Origin of the sequence: Pontibacter diazotrophicus, assembly GCF_003367245.1 — a bacterium.
GTDB classification, from domain to species: Bacteria; Bacteroidota; Bacteroidia; order Cytophagales; family Hymenobacteraceae; genus Pontibacter; species Pontibacter diazotrophicus.
In genome coordinates this window covers 39,806-60,579 of record NZ_QRGR01000024.1, presented here as the reverse complement: position 1 = coordinate 60,579, position 20,774 = coordinate 39,806, and the positions used below count along the sequence as shown (strand labels likewise).

General features: G+C 47.9%; 19 protein-coding genes. 8 read left to right on the top strand and 11 right to left on the bottom strand.

The window, feature by feature from the left end:
- Positions 1-11 precede the first annotated feature (11 nt).
- Positions 12-2,051, bottom strand: coding sequence for a methionine--tRNA ligase (metG, locus tag DXT99_RS19730; RefSeq protein WP_115567313.1), 2,040 nt, complete (start codon positions 2,049-2,051; stop codon positions 12-14).
- A gap of 138 nt (positions 2,052-2,189) precedes the next feature.
- Between metG and DXT99_RS19725 the strand changes: the two genes are divergently transcribed.
- Entirely contained in the window at positions 2,190-2,408 is a 219-nt protein-coding gene (locus tag DXT99_RS19725) for a hypothetical protein (protein ID WP_115567312.1), read from the top strand.
- A 74-nt stretch (positions 2,409-2,482) separates the two neighbouring features.
- Here DXT99_RS19725 and DXT99_RS19720 read toward each other — a convergent pair whose 3' ends face one another.
- The 4 genes from DXT99_RS19720 to msrB all read right to left on the bottom strand — a co-directional run bounded on the left by DXT99_RS19720 (position 2,483) and on the right by msrB (position 5,165).
- Entirely contained in the window at positions 2,483-2,824 is a 342-nt protein-coding gene (locus DXT99_RS19720) for a hypothetical protein (RefSeq protein ID WP_115567311.1), read from the bottom strand.
- Positions 2,825-3,245: 421 nt separating this feature from the next.
- Positions 3,246-3,512, bottom strand: a complete 267-nt coding sequence (locus DXT99_RS19715; RefSeq protein WP_246000870.1) for a hypothetical protein — start codon at positions 3,510-3,512, stop codon at positions 3,246-3,248.
- Between the two features lie 189 nt (positions 3,513-3,701).
- Positions 3,702-4,478 (bottom strand): DUF3050 domain-containing protein, encoded by a 777-nt coding sequence (locus DXT99_RS19710; protein ID WP_115567310.1) that lies wholly within the window; start codon positions 4,476-4,478, stop codon positions 3,702-3,704.
- Between the two features lie 135 nt (positions 4,479-4,613).
- Positions 4,614-5,165: a peptide-methionine (R)-S-oxide reductase MsrB gene (gene msrB / locus DXT99_RS19705; RefSeq protein ID WP_115567309.1), complete on the bottom strand. Its 552-nt coding sequence runs from the start codon at positions 5,163-5,165 to the stop codon at positions 4,614-4,616.
- Positions 5,166-5,380: 215 nt separating this feature from the next.
- Between msrB and typA the strand changes: the two genes are divergently transcribed.
- Positions 5,381-7,186, top strand: a complete 1,806-nt coding sequence (gene typA, locus DXT99_RS19700; protein ID WP_115567308.1) for a translational GTPase TypA — start codon at positions 5,381-5,383, stop codon at positions 7,184-7,186.
- A gap of 88 nt (positions 7,187-7,274) precedes the next feature.
- Here typA and DXT99_RS19695 read toward each other — a convergent pair whose 3' ends face one another.
- Positions 7,275-8,318 carry a hypothetical protein gene (locus DXT99_RS19695; RefSeq protein ID WP_115567307.1) on the bottom strand — a complete coding sequence of 348 codons (1,044 nt, stop codon included), beginning with the start codon at positions 8,316-8,318 and terminating at the stop codon, positions 7,275-7,277.
- Positions 8,319-8,798: 480 nt separating this feature from the next.
- On the opposite strand from DXT99_RS19695, the gene DXT99_RS19685 reads away from it, so the two are divergent.
- From DXT99_RS19685 to DXT99_RS19675, 3 genes are all read left to right on the top strand, one after another.
- Positions 8,799-10,013, top strand: coding sequence for an OmpA family protein (locus tag DXT99_RS19685; RefSeq protein WP_115567305.1), 1,215 nt, complete (start codon positions 8,799-8,801; stop codon positions 10,011-10,013).
- Between the two features lie 187 nt (positions 10,014-10,200).
- The gene (locus tag DXT99_RS19680) at positions 10,201-11,793 is read left to right on the top strand and encodes a hypothetical protein (RefSeq protein ID WP_115567304.1); all 1,593 of its coding nucleotides are present in this window, start codon (positions 10,201-10,203) and stop codon (positions 11,791-11,793) included.
- A 73-nt stretch (positions 11,794-11,866) separates the two neighbouring features.
- Complete coding sequence (locus DXT99_RS19675) at positions 11,867-13,513, top strand: hypothetical protein (protein WP_115567303.1); 1,647 nt, start codon at positions 11,867-11,869, stop codon at positions 13,511-13,513.
- 65 nt (positions 13,514-13,578) lie between these two features.
- Here the strand turns inward: DXT99_RS19675 and DXT99_RS19670 are convergent, their stop codons facing one another.
- The 5 genes from DXT99_RS19670 to DXT99_RS19650 all read right to left on the bottom strand — a co-directional run bounded on the left by DXT99_RS19670 (position 13,579) and on the right by DXT99_RS19650 (position 18,175).
- Positions 13,579-13,842 carry a hypothetical protein gene (locus tag DXT99_RS19670; protein ID WP_115567302.1) on the bottom strand — a complete coding sequence of 88 codons (264 nt, stop codon included), beginning with the start codon at positions 13,840-13,842 and terminating at the stop codon, positions 13,579-13,581.
- Positions 13,843-13,946: 104 nt separating this feature from the next.
- Positions 13,947-14,699, bottom strand: coding sequence for an SDR family NAD(P)-dependent oxidoreductase (locus tag DXT99_RS19665; protein WP_115567301.1), 753 nt, complete (start codon positions 14,697-14,699; stop codon positions 13,947-13,949).
- A 2-nt stretch (positions 14,700-14,701) separates the two neighbouring features.
- Positions 14,702-15,472: a type IX secretion/gliding motility protein PorT/SprT gene (gene porT, locus DXT99_RS19660; RefSeq protein WP_115567300.1), complete on the bottom strand. Its 771-nt coding sequence runs from the start codon at positions 15,470-15,472 to the stop codon at positions 14,702-14,704.
- Positions 15,421-16,143, bottom strand: a complete 723-nt coding sequence (gene ubiE, locus DXT99_RS19655) for a bifunctional demethylmenaquinone methyltransferase/2-methoxy-6-polyprenyl-1,4-benzoquinol methylase UbiE (protein WP_115567299.1) — start codon at positions 16,141-16,143, stop codon at positions 15,421-15,423. The genes porT and ubiE overlap by 52 nt, the downstream gene beginning before the upstream one ends.
- A 148-nt stretch (positions 16,144-16,291) precedes the next feature.
- The gene (locus DXT99_RS19650; protein WP_246000868.1) at positions 16,292-18,175 is read right to left on the bottom strand and encodes an OmpA family protein; all 1,884 of its coding nucleotides are present in this window, start codon (positions 18,173-18,175) and stop codon (positions 16,292-16,294) included.
- Between the two features lie 956 nt (positions 18,176-19,131).
- Here DXT99_RS19650 and yihA point away from each other — a divergent pair.
- From yihA to DXT99_RS19635, 3 genes are all read left to right on the top strand, one after another.
- Positions 19,132-19,737, top strand: a complete 606-nt coding sequence (gene yihA, locus DXT99_RS19645) for a ribosome biogenesis GTP-binding protein YihA/YsxC (protein WP_115567348.1) — start codon at positions 19,132-19,134, stop codon at positions 19,735-19,737.
- 79 nt (positions 19,738-19,816) lie between these two features.
- Entirely contained in the window at positions 19,817-20,224 is a 408-nt protein-coding gene (locus tag DXT99_RS19640; protein WP_115567347.1) for an energy transducer TonB, read from the top strand.
- Between the two features lie 20 nt (positions 20,225-20,244).
- Complete coding sequence (locus DXT99_RS19635) at positions 20,245-20,706, top strand: DUF5606 family protein (RefSeq protein ID WP_115567297.1); 462 nt, start codon at positions 20,245-20,247, stop codon at positions 20,704-20,706.
- Positions 20,707-20,774: the final 68 nt, after the last annotated feature.

The window sequence follows — 20,774 nt, the reverse complement described above, 5'->3', positions numbered from 1 at the left end:
TTCAGCAGCGCTTAGCTCACGCCGCTCCCGTTCTTAAGTGGCTTCGATGGCTGCACAAAGGCCAGAGAACCGTCGGCGTTCTCAGCCATCAGGATCATGCCCTGGCTGGTAATACCCTTGATGTCGCGCGGCGCCAGGTTCACCAGTATGCTTACCTGCTGCCCGATGATGTCTTTTGGATTATAAAACTCAGCAATACCGCTTACCACGGTACGCTGGTCAATACCTGTATCTATCTTCAGCTTCAGGAGCTTTTTGGTTTTGGCTACTTTCTCTGCCTCCAGTATCGTGCCGATGCGGATATCCATCTTTGTGAAGTCTTCGAAGGTAATGTCCTCTTTAGCTGGCTCAGCCACGGCATTGGCTACCTCGTTCGCTTTCTTCGTATCGAGCAGTTTCTGCACCTGCGCATCCACAGCGGCGTCTTCTACTTTCTCGAACAGCAGTTCCGGCGTGCCAATGGTATGGCCAACCTCCAGAAGGTCTGCTGCACCGGCATCAGCCCACTTTCCAACTGCCTTGTTCAGCATATCGCTCAGTTTAGCAGCTGAGGTTGGCAGGAACGGCTCCATCAGAATGTTAAGGCTGGCAGATATCTGTAGCGCAATGTTCATGATGGTTTTCACACGCTCAGCATCCGTCTTAATCAATTTCCAAGGCTCTGTGTCCGCCAGGTACTTATTGCCAAGGCGGGCCAGGTTCATGAGTTCGCTCAATGCCTCCCTAAAACGGTAGCGCTCTATCAAATCCGCTATAATGCCGGGATATTTTGCCAGTTGCTCCAAGGTCTCGGAATCAAAGTCCTGCAGTTCGCCACGGGCAGGCACCGCACCCTCATAATACTTCTGCGTGAGCACCACCGCACGATTGATGAAGTTACCCAATATGGCCAACAGCTCATTGTTATTGCGGGCCTGGAAGTCTTTCCACGTGAAATCGTTGTCTTTTGTCTCCGGCGCATTGGCGGCCAGCACATAGCGCAGCACATCGCCTTTGCCTTGAAAATCCTGTAGGTACTCGTGCAGCCATACGGCCCAGTTGCGGGAGGTGGAGATTTTATCTCCCTCCAGGTTCAGGAACTCGTTGGCAGGCACGTTATCCGGCAGCACATAGTCTCCATGCGCTTTCAGCATGCTCGGGAAAATGATGCAGTGGAATACAATGTTATCTTTTCCGATAAAGTGCACCAGCTTCGACTCCTCGTCCTTCCAGTATTTTTCCCAATCATCCGTCAGGGCTTTGGTGGCAGAGATGTAGCCGATGGGGGCATCAAACCACACGTACAGCACTTTACCTTCGGCGCCTTCTATTGGCACCGGCACGCCCCAGTCCAGGTCGCGGGTTACGGCGCGCGGCTGCAGCCCTTGGTCAATCCAGCTTTTACACTGCCCGTACACATTTGGCTTCCAGTCCTGCTTGTGTCCTTCCACAATCCACTCGCGCAGCCATGCCTCATACTCGTTCAGGGGCAGGTACCAGTGCTTTGTTTCGCGCATCACAGGCTTTAAGCCGCTCAGCGTGCTCTTAGGGTTAATCAGGTCTGTGGCGTTAAGCGAAGTACCGCAGCTCTCACACTGGTCGCCGTAGGCATTCTCGTTGCCACACTTAGGGCAGGTGCCCACGATGTAACGGTCGGCCAGGAACTGCTGTGCCCCTTCGTCATAATACTGCTGCGTGGTCTGCTCTATGAATTTGCCTTCTTCGTACAGCTTCTTAAAAAATCCGGCAGCAGTTTCTGCGTGCACGTCTGAAGAGGTGCGGTGGTAGATATCGAAAGAGACATTAAAATCCTCGAAAGACTTCTTGATCAGCTCATGGTACTTGTCTACGGCCTGCTGCGGCGTGATGCCTTCTTTCTTGGCGCGGATGGTAATCGGCACGCCATGCTCATCAGAGCCGCACACAAATTTCACATCTCGCTCCTGGGAGCGCAGATAGCGCACATATATATCAGCAGGCAGGTACACGCCTGCCAGGTGGCCAATGTGCACGGGGCCATTGGCATACGGCAATGCCGCCGTAACGGTATATCGTTTTGGAGTAGTTGTCATGTCTCGTTTAAAATACAAATATACAAATAGAGAACGTATTGCACTGCCAACAGGGTGCAAAAGCCAAAATCTGCGACAATGCCTGACCTGCAGGGCATTTTTCCGTAAGAAAAGGCATCACCTAAAGTATTTTCAAATATGAGACATAACGATAGTCAGAAAACGAGAAGAGACGACGGAGAAAACCTTGGAAAGAAGGACCATGAGAATGAGCTGTCTGAGAACCCTGCACCCAAACAAGTAGACCGTGAATCTGAAAACACTCCTCCGGAGAATGAAGTTTACGTGAACCTGGAGCCAGATGAGTTGTATCTGGGCGAAGATGAAGAGGCAGACGACGCAGAAGAAAAGAGTTAAACCTGTTAGCTACTGAGAAGCACAGAGGCCTCCGCTTTTAGATAAAGCGGAGGCCTCTGTGCTTTTTTACATATTTACTGATTTACCCGGATTGGTCTTATAACGGGCCTGACGGGCCAGTAGATATTATGCCTTGTTGAATCAATGGGGGCAAATGGCAGTTGGCGGGGGCGCAGCGCATTGGGTGTCATGGCGGGGCCGTTTCTGTCAAATTCTTCAATGTTTCTCTTTCGGTTGATTTCACTGGCCACTCCACCCATTTGTCTTCCCAGCGTGCCTACGGGGGTAGGACGCAGTGTTACCCGCTTCCTCAATTCGACATCGGGCGGCAGGTTCTCCTGCCCCTCCGAAAGCGAAGTACAGCCACCTGCACCGATGAACATTAATCCAATCAAATAAAAAATATATCTATCCATTTTCCTTTCACGCTTATTGTACTTGCTCCGCTCGTTCCGGAGCTCTTATACTTGTATACGGATGAAAAATGTAGTCTGGAGTTTTAGAAGGGGTATTTATAATAACTGGTTTATTAAAAGGAGGAATAAATCCTCTTTGTTGATGAACTGATATTTTCCCAGGTATAGATGTTTCCAAAAATTCTCAGCGGGATACACTGTTATCCCACTATTATTTAGCTCCAGCGGAGCTACCTGTAAATATACCCTTAACAGGTCGCTCCGCTGGAGCTAGGATTCCTGCGGACCTTAAGGCTATGAACCGGGATTCCCGCCGGGACTAAAAGCTAACTAAAGGCTATCAACATTATCTATGTAAAAAGGCAGAAGCTATAGCCTCTGCCTCTGTGGTGTGAATGTTGCTATCGATGCCCTTTTTACGCTAGGCCTTATCGCCATACACATGCTGATGACCTACCTGAGTCAGCATCAGGCCATCTGGAGCGGGGTTGACAAAGCCTTCTTTAGTGAGATGATGCTCTGCTTCCTTCTGCACATCTTTGTAATGTGGGTAGCGCTCCTGCAGGAAAGGGTACAATTGCTGGTAAGGCAGCACATTGCCCTCCCGGACATCCATCGCCTTAAAGGCTTCTATGATACATTGCGCGGTATTTTCTATGTTTTCAGCTTCTGAATGTAATTCTGCCATTATGCTATCTTTTAGTTGTTACGTTAAAAGATACGGCAGGCGGTGACGGATTGTTAGTTGTTGCTTGTTGAATTGCCAAATTGCTACATGGCTAAATTGTTAAATGGTTATATGTTTGATTTGTAGATAACAGCTGTATCAACGCCACGGATCCAACAATTTAACCATTCAGCAATGTAACAGCCAACCCTACGCCTCTGAAGGCAGCAAATTGCGGATGCCGTTCCAGAGTTCTATGCGCTGCTCAATACATGCCTGGGAAACCTCCAATGCCTCCTGCCATTTCTCATCGTCATCCTCACAAAGCTCTGCTACCATCTGCAGGGCAAGGGGTGTATGCACCTCCTCATCCAGTTGCACGTGCCGGTCGAGGTAGTAGATAAATGTTTCGAGTTTGCCGGGGAAACGCTTGTTCAGGTCTTCAATCAGGTTTCGGAACATGTCTGGTATCAGGTCTTCTCTGCCAAAGGTAAAGGCAGCTGCCACAACATGTGGTTTCTCAGAGTTAATCACGCTGAATGTGTTGCGCACAAAGAACTTGACATTCGCATCAATCCGGATATGGTCCAGGGCATTGTTCACACTCTTGCCCTCGCTGATGCTTTGCAGCAGCTGCTCTATCAAACTTTTGTCGGCACCGGCTTCGTCCATAGCGCGCAGGTACAGTTCGAAATGGCTCACTGGCTTGCCTTCCTGGTCCACGTCTGTTTCCTCTTCCAGCACAATCTCGTTTATCAGGCGGCGGGTACTGGGGCTACCTTTCGGCACCCAGGGCAGCGTCACACAGGTCAGGTCGCGTTGCAGGGCCTTCAGCAGGCTCATAAAATCCCAAACGGCGAATACATGGTGCTCCATAAAAAGCTTCAGGTCGTCGAGGGTCTCTAGCGACTGGTACACGTTGTGGCGCAGCAGGCGCTGCCTGTGCTCTTTTAGCGCTTGCTGCAGCGCCTCTATACGGTTATTCATGAGGTATGCTATTAAGTCAGGTTTCAAAAAGCGAAGTAAAGGCAAATCGCCCTACAATAAAACAAATATTGCCGAACAAGCCTTTACCTGTCCGGCAACAAAAATCAGAACACAGAAATACTGAATGTGGTTTATTTATCTTTCATCAAAATCGAGGGCCACAGAATTTAGGCAGTAACGCAGGCCGGTTGGCTTGGGGCCGTCAGGAAAAACATGGCCAATATGGGAACCGCACCGGGCGCATTCTACTTCTGTTCGCACCATGCCCATGGCTCTTTCGTCTACTTCCTTTACTCTCTTCTCTGATATGGGTGCATAAAAGCTTGGCCAGCCGGTGCCTGAATCAAACTTTGTCTCGGATGTAAACATAGGGTTACCACAGGCGGCGCAGGCATAAACACCTCTCCTTTTGTTGGCGTCATACTCATTGTCAAACGCCCGTTCAGTCCCCTCCTGCCGCAGCACGAAGTATTCTTCGGTAGTTAATTCCTTCCGCCACTCTGCCTCTGTTTTCACCACAGTGTCTCCGAGCGCCTGCTCATTCAGTTCTCTCACCACTTCGTCTGGTAATGGGTTATTACCGGCGGTAGCTGTTGTAAGTGCACGTTCGGTGGTGTTTTCCTGCTGCGCACAGGCGCCAAGGTTAAGAACGCCGGTAAATAAAATTAAATAATATAGGGTCTTCATAAGTATATGATACGGGATAAACGCACGAACGGCTTTTTGCCTTCTTTGATTTGTAACAGCTTAAGAAACAAACTGCAAGCCTATAATGTTTGCCTCTTAAGCGCTGCTTTTTCGAGCCGCGGGAATTTATTTACATACATAACATGTTTATTTCGAGCAGCATACTAAAAGTATGAACGCTTTTTAGTAATTTTGCGGCTCGAAAAACCAATTAAATGCAGAACATTCGAAATATTGCGATTATCGCACACGTAGACCACGGCAAAACAACGCTCGTGGACAAAATCATCCACGCTTCTAAGCTTTTTGCTGAGCACCAGCACTTTGATGACCTTATTCTGGACAATAACGACCTGGAGCGCGAGCGCGGCATCACAATCGTTTCAAAGAACGTATCGGTTCGTTACAAAGACGTTAAAATCAACATCATCGACACACCTGGTCACGCCGACTTCGGTGGTGAGGTAGAGCGTGTGCTGAAAATGGCTGACGGGGTACTGCTGCTGGTAGATGCCTTTGAAGGAGCCATGCCACAGACACGATTTGTGTTGGGCAAAGCCATCCAACTTGGTCTGAAGCCAATTGTGGTGGTGAACAAAGTAGACAAAGAAAACTGCCGCCCGGATGAGGTGCACGAGCAGGTGTTTGACCTGATGTTTAACCTAGATGCTTCTGAAGACCAGTTAGACTTCGTGACGCTTTACGGTTCTTCCAAGCAAGGTTGGATGAGCACTGACTGGACGCAGCCAACGGATAACATCACACCATTACTGGACGCTATCATTGACGTAATTCCTCCGGCTCCATATCTGGAAGGAACTCCGCAGATGCAAATCACATCGCTTGACTATTCTTCTTTTGTTGGGCGTATTGCTATCGGGCGTGTGCACCGTGGTACCCTGAAAGAAGGCATGCCAATCAGCTTGTGCAAAGCAGACGGGACCATCAAAAAAGGTAAAATCGGCGAGATCCAGATATTTGAAGGACTCGGCAGAAAAAGTGTTCAGGAGGTTACAGCCGGCGAAATTTGCGCGGTAACCGGTATTGAAGGATTTGACATTGGCGACACCATTGCTGATGCTACCAACCCGGAGCCTTTGAAGCGCATCTCTATAGATGAGCCGACCATGAACATGCTCTTCACGATCAACAACTCTCCTTTCTTCGGTAAAGAGGGTAAATTCGTGACATCACGCCACCTGCGTGACCGCCTGTTCAAAGAGACTGAGAAAAACCTGGCCCTGCGTGTGCAGGAGACAGATCGTGAAGATACTTTCCTGGTATTCGGCCGCGGTATTCTGCACTTGTCTGTACTGATTGAAACAATGCGCCGTGAAGGATACGAGTTGCAGGTAGGTCAGCCACAGGTAATTTTTAAGGAAATAGACGGTGTCCGTCATGAGCCGATTGAGCACATGGTAGTGGACGTGCCGGAAGAAACTGCCGGAAAGGTGATAGAACTGGTAACGCAGCGCAAAGGTGAACTGACGATTATGGAGCCGAAAGGCGACCTGCAGCACCTTGAATTTAACATTCCGGCCCGTGGCCTGATTGGCTTGCGTAACAACGTGCTGACTGCCACTGCTGGTGAGGCTATCATGAACCACCGCTTCCTGCAGTACGAGCCTTTTAAAGGCACTATCCCTGGCCGTAACAACGGTTCTATCATCTCGATGGAGACAGGCCCTGGTACTGCTTATTCAATTGATAAGCTTCAGGACCGTGGTTTCTTCTTCGTTGACCCGGGCGTTGATGTATACATGGGCCAGGTAATCGGAGAACACAGCCGCCAGAACGATATTACAGTGAACATTCAGAAAGGGAAGAAGCTGACAAACATGCGTGCTTCCGGTTCTGACAATAACGTGAAAATCGCTCCTGCCAAGAACTTCTCTCTGGAAGAAGCCATGGAATACATCCAGAAGGATGAGTACCTGGAGGTAACACCGAAGAGCATCCGCATGCGCAAGATTTACCTCGACGAGAACGAGCGTAACCGTATGTCAAGAGCATCGGACTAACCGATAGAGATACTTTATACTGAAAACAAAACGGCCAGCTGTGAATTCTCACAGCTGGCCGTTTTGTTTTCAGTATAAAAGATGCTTATTATCTCTCTACTACTGCATTATCACCTGTACTAACCAAGTCATGTGGCTCCCCTACTTTGCCACCCACAGCTGCCGCAATAGCCCCCAGCAAGAGCCCAAAGAAAGCATATATGGCCGCTTTGGAGACAGCATCAGCAACATCTCCTCCAATTTGCTGTGCCTGCTGGCTAACCTGTGCCCTTGTTTCCTTATACTGCGCCTTTGCCTGCTCGTAGGTAGATATCCAGCTGTCGACAACTTCATTTGCTTCTTCCCTGCTTTTGCCGGTACGTTCCATAATTACGTTTACAGCCGCCTCGCGATCTGCTGCGCTAGCTACTTCTGATCCCTGGCCATACAGCCTGTTCATGACTTCATCAAACGTAGAACCAGCCGATTGTGGATCAGCCGCTGCCTCTCCTGCTGCTCCCTGCGCCTGGCGACCAGCAGTTCTTGCCTCCTGCTCAATGTTCTCTGGCTGCAGTTCTGGCTTACCCGTCTGTTGCAGAATCTGGCGTGCCTCCTGCTTTGCTGTCTGGAAGTTGATGTTTCGATCTTCCATCTCACCTTGAATAGCCTCAGCAGCCTGCGGGGCCACTGCTGCCACTCCTTGCCCGGCAAGAGAGAGCGTGCTGCCGACAACACTTCCCACACCACTAACTATTCTTCCAACAGCAGTAGTTAACAGGTAAAAGGAGAGTAACGTGAACAGGCCCCAGGTCAGGATACCGTGCAGGATACTATCAAATGAAGTAGGCATACCGGCAAGGCGTCCTGCAACCCATCCGCCTGCAAACAGCGAAATAAGCATGCTTACCACCCACCAGATTAAAGTACCTGTACCCAGACCAGCCATAGGATTCTGCTCCTCTGCAGGATCAATGGAACCTATTCCGATACCAAGTCCCAGCAAACTTAATGTTAGTTGTACCACCAGGGCTACTACGAGCCCTGCGAACACGGCTCCCCAGGATATCCTTTTTAAAGCACTTACCCCTGCAGCAGGTCTTGCCCCTGCATAGGGTGCTCTGTAGTCTCTTTCGTTGTGTAAGTCGTCTTTCATAGCTTTTATATAATTGTATTTTTGATGTACTATCTAACGACTATAGCTCCTACAGGTTTTAATTCTCCCTAGATCAGAACATTACCAATTAAAAGGGCAGGCATTAAATTGGACAGCATAAACACCGCTATTCACTTCCGGTTTCCTTGGTTAGCAGATGCTATCCGGGCTTTAGAAACACCTCTTTTATTGTGGATAGCTTTTTGGGTGCTGCAGCTTTTCTTGAAAGTGACATAGTCTACTTTATAATGAATTTCTGTGTTTTTACTGGCTATTATTCCAGCATTATCAGCGTCACTTTGTCTTCCCCTGTACAATTAACAACAGCAGGCTTACCTTCTGCTTTTTCACCCGCTTCCACTGAACATTCACCACGCTTAGTCTTTCACACAATAGATTTAACCATACTATATGTTATTATATTTATAGATTTATTTCCTTTGCATAAAACTATTTCTATGTAATTAACTGATTAACACTATGAAAAAGAGAGTTATGCTGTATGGCTGTTGTGCCTTACTATCACTCCTGGTACTTCCGGCACAGGCACAGTTCAACATTGGAAAAAAACTCCAGAACAAGGTCAACCAGAAGGTAGACCAGCAGATAAATAAAACAGTAGATGCTGCTTTTGAAGCACCTAAAAAAGGAGCAACTGCCGGGCAGGCTACCTCAGAAACCGAATCAGAGGCAGCAACAGCCAACACGGCCTCAGGTGCTGAAGGAGAAAAAATGAGTGTCGGGACGAAGTATGACTTTGTAGCCGGAGACAAAGTCATTTTTGAGGATAACCTGGTGGGTGAAGAGAACGGGGAGTTCCCATCGCGCTGGGACCTGAAAAAAGGAAATGCGGAAGTAGCCTCATTCGGAGGGGAAACAGTCATTAACCTGGTAGAAACTGGCACCAGCATTGTACCACTGGTAAAGCGCGACAAGTGGGTACCAGAGACGTTTACGATCGAGTTTGATATTTTCTTTGACAGCGACAATCCCAACGTGGCTTATGAAATTTTCCTCTTAGAGGACACGAAGAATCATAACGAAAGTCTACACGGCGACTTCTGGTATCCGATAGCTATCAGGGCCAATGGCGTCAGATTCAGGGACTTTGGCTCTGAATCGAAGGAACTGGAAGCTGCTGGTGTAAAAAGCAAGTGGCGCCATGTGGCTATCGCTTTCAACAAGCGCAGCATGAAAGTGTACCTCGACCAGTACCGGCTAATCAACATACCGAATGTGAAAGGCACCCCTACAGGGTTTAGAATTGAACTTGATAAAAGGATAGAAGCCAATACCATGGTAAAAAACGTGATGATAGCGGAAGGAGGCAAAAAACTGTATGACCAGGTAATGGCCGATGGCAAAATCGTTTCTTATGGTATCAAATTCGATGTGAATAAAGCCTTCATCAAACCGGAATCTATCGGCACCCTTAACAGCATTGTGAAGCTGCTGCAGGAGCAGTCGGCATTAAATTTCAGCGTGGAGGGTCACACTGATAGTGACGGTGATGACAATACCAATATGAAATTGAGCCAGGAAAGAGCAGAAGCCGTTAAAGCTTATCTTGTGAGCCAGGGCATCACAGCAGAACGTCTTTCATCAAAGGGCTGGGGGGAGTTTAAACCTTTGGATAAGAACACCACCGCAGAGGCAAAATCAAATAACAGGCGGGTTGAGTTTGTGAAGTTGTAGTTACCTTTTAACTAGGCTTATTTTTTTTAAATAGCTGTTTGTTAAGAGCCTGGCTGGAAGCCGGGCTCTTTCGTTTATGCCCTCTCCTGTTACAAATATGCTATTGCTTTATTGATACCAGTATCTCATACGAAAACATTATAGCGGATTTACGTTAGATAGATGCATAAAATATCGATATTTCTGTATGAACATACGCCCTGTGCAAGGCTTACTTGTACTACTTCTACTGTTTTCAACTGGCTGTGCCAAAAGAGATTTTTTCGCCAAAACCCCTGTTGTGGACGATGGTGTTTACGAACAACTAGTCATTTACCCCGAAGCAGTAGACAGTGTAACTGTGAAAGCAGGAAAGCATTATAAGCGCGGTTTTCTGCATCGCTTAATCTGGGGCACACACTACCGCCCTGTGTGGAATGCACCGGTAACCGTACCTGTGTTCGACATGGACACGCTAAAAGGTGGGCTGGAGATTGAAAAACTGGGGGGCGGGCAGCAAACCACCAGCCTGACCCTGATTGATGACACTGGATTTACTTATGCGCTTCGCACGCTGGACAAAGACCCTATCGGCATCTTACCTAAATTTTGGCAAAAAACCTTTGTGGCGAATGTCATCCGGGATCAGATTTCCGCTATCAACCCTTATGCCGCGTTAACAATACCCCCCATGGCTGCGGCTGCGGGCATACCACACTCTACTCCTAAACTATTCTATATGCCTCCAGATTATAAGAGCCTGGGGGAGTATGAGGAACGCTTCAGCGACAGGCTGTATATGCTGGAGGAGAAGTTTGATGACAAAAACACCCTTACCCCTGCGTTAGGAGATGCTGTGGATATAGATGGATCAGGAACAGTACTGAGCAATCGCTATAACCAGGATGATGTCTTTATAGACCAGGTAGCGTTTGCAAAAGCCCGCCTTCTTGATATCCTTATCCACGACTGGGACCGCCACGAAGGGCAGTGGGAATGGGCCCAGTACGATGAAGACGGTGAGCGCATTTACCGTCCCATCCCAAAAGACCGGGATAATGCCTACTACAGGTTCCAGGACGGCGTTATCCCTTGGCTCTTCAGCCGCAACTGGGGGATCCGCAAATTTGAGTCGTTTGATGATGAGTTCAACGATGTAAAGGCCCTTACTATAAACTCTGAATTTATAGACAGACGCGCGCTATCCGAGATAACGCGGCAACAGTTTGACTCACTGGCTAAAGAATTACAAACCGCCATAACCGACGATGTGATAGAGCAGGCAGTGCAGCAGTTTCCCGAATCAGTATATGAGAGGGAAGGAGAAACCACGAAGCGAAAGCTCATCAACCGCCGCAATACCTTACCAAAAGCCGCTGATGATTTCTATAAAATTCTGGCGGAAGAAGTGCTGGTGGTGGGGACTGATAAAGAGGATGAGTTTGAAGTGAAGCGCCTGAACGATGAGGAGACAGAAGTAACAGTGCGTCGCAAATCAGACGACAAAGTTACCTACCACCGCATCTTTTACCGTTCCGAAACCGTTCTGATTACTCTGCATGGCCTTGCCGGGGACGATGAATTTGAAGTGAGCGGCGAAGTAGGGGAAGGTATAAAAGTGGAGATTTACGGCGGACTCGGTGAAGATGAAATAAAAGACACCTCTAAAGTAGGGGGCTGGGGCAAGAAAACCTGGGTATACGACACCAAGCGCGGCACTGAACTGGAGGCAGGGCCGGAAACAAAAGATAAACGGACAAACGATGTACGCGTGCATGCCTTCGACAGAGAGGGCTTCTGATGTACTTATTGCTGCTCATATCGCACACCCCTCCGATTGGAAGGTGTTGTGCTGTTTCGTTTTAACCCTGACTATGACAAAAACCAGACAACCGCTTTACTACCACCCTTACTTATTTATCATTACTTTGCTTTCTATAGCTATCAGTAGCTGTAGCGAACGCTTTGCACACACAGTACAACAGGTTCCTCCCCCTGCTGAGGTTTCTGCCGCTGATTTTTCCAATTACAAAGACAGCACTATCTATGTAGCAGCCGGCCCTCACTATGGCCGCAGCCGACTGCATACTTTCTTTTATGGTAAGCACTACAGGGACGTCTGGACACTTCCAGTGGAGGTGCCGGTGCTGGATATTGGCACTGCCCACGGCGGCCTTACGCCTATGAAGCTGGGCGGCAGCCGACAAACTATAAACCTGCGCCTCCAGGATACCACAGGCACAGAATACGTACTCCGGTCTATAGACAAAGAGCCTGCCAGTGCGTTGCCAGAGAAATGGCAGCAAAGCTATGTGGCCAATATTGTGCGGGATGCCACCTCAGCCACGCACCCTTACGCTGCCTTAACACTACCAGCCATGGCAGAGGCCCTGGGAATGTATTATGTAGAGCCGGAACTGGTTTATGTACCGCACGATGTACACTTAGGTGAGTTTATGGCACCGATGGGTGGCACTGTTGCGTTGCTGGAGCGCAGGCCTACCGGCGACCAGACAGACTACGCCCCTATGGGGAGAGCGGTTAAGGTAAAGAGCACCCGTTCTGCCCTGGCAGAGCGCCTCACCGACAACGACACCTACTTTGATGCAAGATTCTACCTGCGGGCCCGCCTGTTAGACATGCTCATCGGGGACTGGAGCCGCCACGAAGACAACTGGCGCTGGGCTGAAATAGAACATGATGAAAACGCTTATACCTACAAAGCCGTCCCCCGCGACCGCGACAATATTTTTTACCGGCTGAACGACGGGCCTATCCCATGGCTTTTTATGCAGCTGGACTTTAAACCGCATTTCCAGACATTCAGGAGCAAGCTAAAGAATGTGGAGAAACTTAACAGCAGCGGCCGCAACCTCGATGAGCTGATACTGGCAGAGTTGGAGTGGCAGGACTGGGAAGAAGTAGCGGATAGCGTGCAGCGGCTCATGACAGACGAGGTGATCGAGAAAGGCTTTCAGACTATGCCCGACAACATTGCTGCCCTCTCTGCCCCTGACATGACGGCGAAATTAAAGAGCCGCCGCAACCAGCTTCTGCAGGCTGCCAGCAAGTATTATAATGCACTGGCTGCAAACGTACAGGTGGTAGGCACCGATAAAAAGGAGCGGTTTGAAGTGGAAGTAGTCTCTGAGGAAGAGGTCCGGGTACGTATGTTTAAAATCAAAAGAGAGGAAGGAACAGAACAGCAGCTTTATTTCCGCACCTTCAGAGCCAGCGAGACAGACGAAATCAGGCTGTATGGCTTAAACGGCAAAGACCAGTTTTACATCAGCGGAAGCACCAAACCTGGAATACGCATAAAAATATGGGGTGGCGCCGGGGAAGACAACTATCAGGTGGAAGCCAAAGGCAGCAAACTGGGCAAGCGCATCTACATCAACGACACCCTGTACCGGAATGAATTTAACGTAGACAAATATACCGCCGTAGACATAGACAACAACCAGAGGGCAAAAGATTTTGACGCTGCCGGCTGGCTGCTACGTTACTACCTCGATTAACTACAAACACAAAGCGGCAGCACCTGTAGGTGCTGCCGCTTTGTGTTTGTAGTTAAAATAAATGCTTACTTACCTGTTGGGTTGTTACCTCCCTGGCCTTTGCCACTCTTCCGGCTGCCATTTCGGTTATCATCGTTATCTTTCGGATTCCATGCCCCCTGCCCCTGTTGCTGGCTGGCGGTTGCCTTTGTTCCTTCTGTACCTAAATCAGTAGCACCTTTGTGGTTCGCGGTGTTAGAATGTTCTTCCGGAATGGGCTGTGAATTAGCGTTATTGCTCGGTTTTGAATCATTCGTTTTGTTTTGTTGTGTTTCTTTCTCGTCTGCCATAGCTATATTAGTTATTCTTTGTATTAGTTAAAGGCTTGCATTTTTTACAAGCATCTCCCTATTTGTTACGAAGCTACGGTAAGCGGGTTCCGGAAGGCGTGAACCTACTGTTGCTTATGTAAGATTGTCGCGGCTGCCTGTGCTGTCGGCAGCACCAGCACCTCCGCCAGGTTTACGTGGGCAGGCCTTGTTACGATAAAGCTGATAATCTCGGCAATGTCCTGCGCCTGCAGCGCCTGAAAGCCCTTATATACTGAAGCAGCCCGCTCTTTGTCACCTTTAAAGCGCACCTCTGAAAACTCTGTTTCCACCAGCCCCGGATTTACTTCAGACACTCGTATTCCCTCCTGTACAAGGTCTATGCGCATACCCTGGGAGATAGCATCCACTGCATGCTTGGAGGCGCAGTAAACGTTACCATTCGGGTATACTTCCTTGCCGGCAATAGAGCCAATGTTCACGATATGGCCCTTTTTATGCTGCATCATAAGTGGCAGCACCGCATGGCTCACATACAGGAGACCCTTCACGTTAATGTCAATCATTGCATCCCAATCGTCCAGAGAGCCATTCTGAATAGAGGACAGGCCATGGGCATTTCCCGCGTTGTTCACCAGCACCTCTACCTGCCTCCAGTCTTCTGGCAATGAATTTACCGCCTGCTGTGTCGCTTCTTTATCACGCACATCAAACTCCAGTGTGTAAACCGGGACTTCCGTTAGCTCTTGCTTCAACTCCTCCAGTCGCTCTGCCCGCCGGCCGGTGGCGATGATACGGTACCCTTGTTTGGCCAGTTCAAAAGCCGTAGCGCGGCCTATGCCGGAGGTGGCTCCGGTAACAAATGCTACTTTTGTCATTTCTACTCAAAAAAGAAAATCAATGAAACATTGTGGTTTGTCAGCTTCTGGATATAACTGCTGTAAAGACCGTCAATACGCTTATGCTGATTCAAAAGGCCATGGGAGAAGCGCAATTCAGGTGCAAACTTGAAGTAAGGGTAAAAGACATCCAACCCTATGCCATACTCCACGGCGATGTCCATTTTCTCTACCTCAAGCTTGATATCATTTGTACCTAATGCTCCGTTGCTGCCTTTCCCTAAATCGAAACCGGGCTTCACTCCTGCCACAATATATGGCCTGAAGTTTGAACGGCGCTTGGCTTTATACTTCAGCAGCACCGGTAGCTCTATCATTGTGCTGCTAACAGTTTCGTACATAATAGGCTGCGTTTCTACTCCAGGTACCTCCACATTCTCGAAGGCAAGTGTACGGCCGTAAAAGCCCACTCCCGGCACAAAACGGGCATCCAGATAATCTGTTATGCGCACATTAAGCACGAGACCAGTATAAAAGCCCAGGTCAGGCCGGGCGTTAACAGCATCATCGCCCCCCTGCGCCAGTTTGTCGGCGTAGGTCTGCGAGCGCTGCACATTGTATTTGGTGAGCGGCACGGCCAGGTAAAATCCGTAATGCACCGGCCTTTCATCGTAGCCGGGTTTGTTCAGGTCATGTACCTTCTTCTGCGCCTCTGCGGTGTTGCCACCCATAAGCAGCAGGGCCAGCACGCCAGCTAATGTTACTTTTTGCCTATATAAATAGAGCTTATTCCAAATGTGAGTGAATGCCATTTCGTGCTTCTGAATCCTACTTTTGAATATATATTGAGAAAATTCTGCCCATCCGGGAATGCCTGTACTGACTCCGGCAGATAGGTATAGGCAGCATTGTCCTTAGAAACGAGTTTACCTACCATCGGTAGTATATTGCTGGAATAAAAATGATAGAGTTGCTTCATTGGAAAGCTGCGGGGATTAGAGAACTCCAGCACCACAGCCGTTCCTCCGGGCTTCAGCACCCGGTACATGTCTGCCAGACCTTTCTCCAGGTTCTCAAAGTTCCGTACGCCAAAAGCCACTGTTATGGCATCAAAGGTATTATCCTCGAAAGGCAGGTTCTCTGAATCGCCGTACAGAAGCTCTATCTTCTCTGCCAGGCCTTTTTTAATTAGCTTTTCACGGCCTACCGCTAACATACCCTCTGAAATATCGACCCCAATGATCTTATCCGGGTTCAGGCGCAGCGTTTCTATGGCAAAGTCTGCCGTGCCAGTGGCAATATCCAGCACCAGTTTAGGCTTTTCAGGAGCAAGAAGACTAACAGCCTTTTTTCTCCATATAATATCGATGCCAGCACTTAGAAAGTGGTTCAGGAAGTCATACTTGCCGGCAATGTTGTTGAACATCTTGGCCACCTGCGACTTCTTGTCGTCGTTCTGGTCTTTGTAAGGTACTACCGCCATGGGTTAATTGTAAATAATAGTTCCGGCAAAAATACTGCTACTAAAACTATAATGCATGGTTTTATGTTGCGAAATATAAAAAAAGCAGGCTGGATTAATACCCAGCCTGCTTCTAAACTATTTACACAGTGGCCTGAAGACCTTTTAATTATTGTGCGACATCATCCTGACGAGGCAGCACCTTGAACTCTGTTCTTCGGTTTAACTGCATGTTCTCAGCAGAAGTGTTTGGCACAGCAGGTCTGCGCTCACCATACGTTACTGTTACGAGGCGTTTCGGAGAGATTCCCTGTCTTACAAGGTAATCATAGGCTGCATCCGCACGGTTCTGGCCCAGTGTCTCGTTGTACGAATCGCTGGCACGGGAGTCAGTATGGCCTTCTATACTGATGTTGATGTTCGGATTTTCCTTCATGATACGGGCAATGCTATCCAGCTGCTCAATAGACTCTGGGCGCAGCTCATACTCATCGGTATCAAAATACACCGGCTGCATGGCAAAAGCTGTCGATCTGGTACCGCGTGTTCCGTCTCTTGCAATAAGCGTTGCAGTAGCAGTGTCAGACAGCGCAATGTAGAAGTCTCTTCTAACAGTGGTAGTATCGTCCAGCACAACAGGTATTTCAATCTCCTGCGTTTCAATCACCTGGTTATCCATGGATAGCTGCACCTGGTATGTTCTGCCTGAAAGCACCTGCACATCATAATTAGCAGAATCAGGTTTTGTGACATCGCGGTAAGTAATAGGACGCTTATCGGCCTGCAGGCCATTGAAGACTAACTCTACACCTGGAATGAGCAGGCTATCAGCCTGGGTAAATACCTGGCCTTCTACCTCTGCACTCTTAATATAGTTGATGGTGTAGATATCTTTTTCGCCGTAACCACCAATGCGGTAGGAAGACAGATAGGCATAAGTACCATCCGGAGACAAGCGGTAATAAGTATCATCGTCCGGTGTGTTAATCGGGTAGCCGAGGTTTACAGGGCGTGCCCATCTTCTGGCAACAGAGTCATATTCAGCATAGAAGATATCATACCCACCCATAGTGTTGTGCCCACGGGAAGCAAAGTAAAGAGAGCCGTCACTTGCAAGATAAGGGCTGTCGTCGTCATAAGGGGTGTTGATAGATCGGCCTAAGCTTCTCGGAGTACCCCATGTACCATTCTCATTACGACGGACAACATATATATCCAGGTCACCATTTTCGGAGTTATGGCTTGTGGAGTAATATAAGGTCTGGCCATCTGGTGTGATATAGGCATCCGACTCGAAGTCAGGCGTATTCACCTCATCACTGATACTCCTGGGTTCACCCCAACTACCATCCGCCTGGCGCTCAGACACCATGATGTCACCGTTGTTGACAGATTGGTACAGCAACAACTTTGTATCATTGTCAAAGAGCTGGATAGAGGCATCATGGCCAGAGCTGTTGAGAGCACCCGAAACAATTCGTGTCGGCTGCCACTCATCTTCGGCTATACGGTTTGTCTCGTAGATATCTTCGTAATATTCCCCATCTTCCGCTGCTCTGGCACCAGCTGTTCCTTCGCTTCGAGAAGTAAAAAGCAGGTAATTATAGTCGGATGAAATGACAGGGCTGTGTTCAGAAAAGGCCGTATTCACAGTTCCTCCCAGGTTCTTCACGAAAACGTCTTTCGGGTTGGCCGTTTCACGCTTCGCGTTGCGGGCTTGCTGTATCAGCTGCGCTACCTCTTCGCGGCGGTACTCATTCCGCCGTGGTATGTCCTGCTGATACTCCTGCCAGTTCTCGATTGCGCTGTCAAAGCGATAGTTTATATGGTCTACCCGTCCCAGCCAGTAGTTTAAGTCCCGATCTACATTTGGTTTTAAAGCTTGGGCACGATACAGGTAATCAGCTGCTCTTTCCTTATCAAAGGTCAATAAACTGATACCGGCACGGTAAAGTGCCGTTGCATTATCGGGGTTACTGGCGATCACTTCTTCATAGAGAGGTATCGCTGCTCTGTAATTTTCTCTATCAAAGAATCTGTTTGCTGTCCGCATTTGTTTTCTAGTGCTTTGTGCCGACGCAGAAGCTGCCAGAAGGCAGAGCAAAGTCAGCAGCATAGTAAACCGTGAGAACGATTTGGCTAATTGGTTCATGTGTAAATTGATTTGTTATACTTTGCTTGAGTTTGGTTTGATGTGTAAAGAATAAGCAGAAGTGCAGATTACGTCTCTCATACGCTGTAACTCCGCTTCTATACGATTAATATCAAATTTAGTATATTTAATTACTGCCTCATTGTTAAAATTCACCTGATTGCTTACGCTTATACTTTCTTCAATTTTAAGCGTTACTTGTACTGAAACCAAAATTCAGGGCGCTGCCCTAAGTATAATATTAAGAACAAAAATTTGAACGAGCAAATATATAAAATAATAAATGTTTTTATTTTTTTTATTTACCCGCTAAACCTTAATGCTGGTGAAGAATATTCAAATAAAAAGCATCAGTAAAAACTTTTTCGGCCACTCCAGGCTGCACCAGCATTTTATACATGAAAGGCTTACGTTCAGATATTTATACCTATAACGCCCTATAAATCATATCCCTCCAACTTTAAGGCGAAAGCGTTAGAGTCTTTCGTTAGTTCTTTCTTAAAGTAATGAGGTTTTCAAACTTCCTGGCTCTCAGGGCAGACGCTTCATAGCTACCTGCTTCGTTTGCTCTTTTTGTTGACAAACAAGGCTTCTGACAAACAAGGCTTCGCCCTGCTGTTACATCTCTGCCAAAAACTTATACTGTTCACAGTTATCAACCGTTATATTACAAATAGTGCTGCCATCAGCTAAGGTTCGTGCGCACATCATCCGTGAATGGGGAAATAAATTAGTACCTTTGAGAACCATAAAAGCCTGCCTGAACGGAGGCTATAATCATATTTTTTGGCTCTTCGCATGACTTTTCATTGTAAAATATGTATCAGGAATGGAGCCAGCAAACCTATACCTGCTTTATGATCATAAAAGAAGCTAAATTTTTGATGAGTAACACCCGGGTAGAGGACTGCCCGGTCCCGGACAAGCCGGAATATGCCTTTATCGGAAGGTCGAATGTAGGCAAATCTTCACTTATAAACATGCTGACGCATCAGAAGGGCCTTGCCAAGACCTCCTCATCCCCCGGAAAAACCCAGCTCATCAACCACTTCCTTATAAACGACAGCTGGTATCTGGTAGACTTGCCAGGCTACGGGTATGCCAAAGTAAGCAAAGACTCGCGCGAGAGCTGGCGTAAGATGATAAACTACTACTTCCAGAAGCGCGAGAACCTGACCTGTGTGTTTGCCCTGATTGACTCGAGGCACGAGCCGCTGAAGCAGGATCTTGATTTTATCAATCATTTAGGAACCTTAGGCGTGCCTTTTGTACTTGTATTTACAAAACTTGACAAGCAATCGGCTACAAAAACAGACTCAACCATAGCTGCTTATCAGCGTAAACTGCGTGAAACTTGGGATGAGCTGCCGCAGATGTTCCGTACCTCTGCAGAGTTAAAAACAGGCCGTGAAGAGATTCTGAACTTCATAGAAGAAGTAAACGCGCAAGTACAGAATCAGTAATCACCCTGCACAGAAGGTATGCATTGAAGCACGTGCCGGAGCGAACCAAGTGAAGTTGAAACTTTAAATGTTTACCCTTATGAAAACCAAAATCTCAATTTTGTTTCTTTTCTTTGCCTTTGCAAGCTTAACGGCATCGGCTCAGGCCAGCGAGAGCAAGCCGGATGAGGCACAGTCCGAAAAAAAAGTATGGGTACCGGACAAAGTACTTCCGGCGGCTGAGCACTATGAAGGTGGTATCGAAGAGTTGTATAAAGCGATTGACAAGGAGCTTCAGTATCCTGCAATGGCAAAACGAAACCGCGTGCAGGGAGAAAGTATTGTATCCTTCATCATAAACGAAGATGGCTCTACCTCTAACATTAAAGTGTTGCGCAACCCTGGTGCCGGTACAGGCGAAGAAGCCGCTCGGGTGGTTAAACTGCTAAAGTTTAAGTCCCCGGGCTACAGTCTGAATGCGAGCCTGCCTATTTTGTTTAAACTATAAAGTAAGCTTATTTTTTTATTATGCCTATTGATTTAAGACAAGTTGCAGCCATTTCTGGCATGAGCGGTTTGTACCGCGTTGTGAAACCAACACGCACAGGTGTTATTGTAGAAAGCCTTGAGGAGAACCCTAAAAACCTGGTAGCACAGGCACGCCACCGCATGTCGTTGCTGGATGAAATCTCTATCTATACAACAGATGAGGAAGGCACTGTGCCACTTTCAGAGGTTTTTGACCTGATGCACCAGAAATATGGTGACAAACTACCCATCAGCGACAAGCCAGACAACGAAGACTACAAGAACCTGATGGCCGATGTGCTACCGGAGTTCGATGAAGAGCGCGTGTATGTATCAGACATGAAAAAACTGGTGAACTGGTACTACATCGTTAAAGATTATGTAGGCTTCAAAGAAGAGGAAGAAACAGCAACTACTGAATCAGAGACAGAAACCGAAGAAGGTAAAGAAGATAAGGCCTAAACAAAGAAGCCCTCCGCCAAAAGAGGGCTTCTTTGTTTAAGTAGAAGATGAAAACGCCACCAACCTAC

Bases quoted from the DNA above. Each gene is read 5' to 3' on its own strand.
- DXT99_RS19725 (WP_115567312.1), top strand. From the start codon at position 2,190: ATGAGACATAACGATAGTCAGAAAACGAGAAGAGACGACGGAGAAAAC.
- yihA (WP_115567348.1), top strand. From the start codon at position 19,132: ATGATCATAAAAGAAGCTAAATTTTTGATGAGTAACACCCGGGTAGAG.
- typA (WP_115567308.1), top strand. From the start codon at position 5,381: ATGCAGAACATTCGAAATATTGCGATTATCGCACACGTAGACCACGGC.
- msrB (WP_115567309.1), bottom strand. From the start codon at position 5,165: ATGAAGACCCTATATTATTTAATTTTATTTACCGGCGTTCTTAACCTT.
- metG (WP_115567313.1), bottom strand. From the start codon at position 2,051: ATGACAACTACTCCAAAACGATATACCGTTACGGCGGCATTGCCGTAT.
- DXT99_RS19650 (WP_246000868.1), bottom strand. From the start codon at position 18,175: ATGCGGACAGCAAACAGATTCTTTGATAGAGAAAATTACAGAGCAGCG.
- DXT99_RS19710 (WP_115567310.1), bottom strand. From the start codon at position 4,478: ATGAATAACCGTATAGAGGCGCTGCAGCAAGCGCTAAAAGAGCACAGG.
- DXT99_RS19675 (WP_115567303.1), top strand. From the start codon at position 11,867: ATGACAAAAACCAGACAACCGCTTTACTACCACCCTTACTTATTTATC.
- DXT99_RS19640 (WP_115567347.1), top strand. From the start codon at position 19,817: ATGAAAACCAAAATCTCAATTTTGTTTCTTTTCTTTGCCTTTGCAAGC.
- DXT99_RS19670 (WP_115567302.1), bottom strand. From the start codon at position 13,842: ATGGCAGACGAGAAAGAAACACAACAAAACAAAACGAATGATTCAAAA.
- DXT99_RS19635 (WP_115567297.1), top strand. From the start codon at position 20,245: ATGCCTATTGATTTAAGACAAGTTGCAGCCATTTCTGGCATGAGCGGT.
- DXT99_RS19685 (WP_115567305.1), top strand. From the start codon at position 8,799: ATGAAAAAGAGAGTTATGCTGTATGGCTGTTGTGCCTTACTATCACTC.
- DXT99_RS19715 (WP_246000870.1), bottom strand. From the start codon at position 3,512: ATGGCAGAATTACATTCAGAAGCTGAAAACATAGAAAATACCGCGCAA.
- porT (WP_115567300.1), bottom strand. From the start codon at position 15,472: ATGGCATTCACTCACATTTGGAATAAGCTCTATTTATATAGGCAAAAA.
- ubiE (WP_115567299.1), bottom strand. From the start codon at position 16,143: ATGGCGGTAGTACCTTACAAAGACCAGAACGACGACAAGAAGTCGCAG.
- DXT99_RS19665 (WP_115567301.1), bottom strand. From the start codon at position 14,699: ATGACAAAAGTAGCATTTGTTACCGGAGCCACCTCCGGCATAGGCCGC.
- DXT99_RS19720 (WP_115567311.1), bottom strand. From the start codon at position 2,824: ATGGATAGATATATTTTTTATTTGATTGGATTAATGTTCATCGGTGCA.
- DXT99_RS19680 (WP_115567304.1), top strand. From the start codon at position 10,201: ATGAACATACGCCCTGTGCAAGGCTTACTTGTACTACTTCTACTGTTT.
- DXT99_RS19695 (WP_115567307.1), bottom strand. From the start codon at position 8,318: ATGAAAGACGACTTACACAACGAAAGAGACTACAGAGCACCCTATGCA.